This window comes from Serratia sp. AKBS12 (assembly GCF_024793895.1).
GTDB lineage: Bacteria > Pseudomonadota > Gammaproteobacteria > Enterobacterales > Enterobacteriaceae > Serratia_F.
The window spans coordinates 1-533 of the sequence record NZ_JANUSB010000012.1; the positions used below are offsets into that span (position 1 = coordinate 1).

At 49.2% G+C, this 533-nt stretch carries 2 tRNA genes and 1 rRNA gene; all 3 read left to right on the forward strand.

Annotation, left to right across the window (positions count from 1 at the left end):
• A 16S ribosomal RNA gene (locus NYE85_RS09490) occupies positions 1-65 on the forward strand; the annotation flags it as partial.
• Positions 66-137: 72 nt separating this feature from the next.
• A tRNA-Ile gene (locus NYE85_RS09495) sits at positions 138-214 on the forward strand.
• A 113-nt stretch (positions 215-327) separates the two neighbouring features.
• Positions 328-403, forward strand: a tRNA-Ala gene (locus tag NYE85_RS09500).
• Positions 404-533: the final 130 nt, after the last annotated feature.

A 533-nucleotide genomic window follows, 5' to 3' on the forward strand; every position in this document is an offset into this window, starting at 1 on the left:
TCATGACTGGGGTGAAGTCGTAACAAGGTAACCGTAGGGGAACCTGCGGTTGGATCACCTCCTTACCTAACGATATTTGATTGTGCAGTGTCCACACAGATTGTCTGATGAAAAGTAACGAGCAGAAATACCTTTATAGGCTTGTAGCTCAGGTGGTTAGAGCGCACCCCTGATAAGGGTGAGGTCGGTGGTTCAAGTCCACTCAGGCCTACCACTTCTCTCCTATGCTGCGTTATGGCGCCGCTCGCATATTCCAATATGCGTCGCGACACCACGCCTTGCCTAGAAGAAAAGTAGTAAACCGAAGGTCTCTGTCAGTGACTGTATGGGGCTATAGCTCAGCTGGGAGAGCGCCTGCCTTGCACGCAGGAGGTCAGCGGTTCGATCCCGCTTAGCTCCACCATATAGGTCCTTGAATTTCAATACTTCAGAGTATATTGGCAACAGTATGCTGCGAAGTATTTTGCTCTTTAACAATCTGGAACAAGCTGAAAATTGAAACATGACGGCTGAAACTTGTCCCCCGTGCAGTA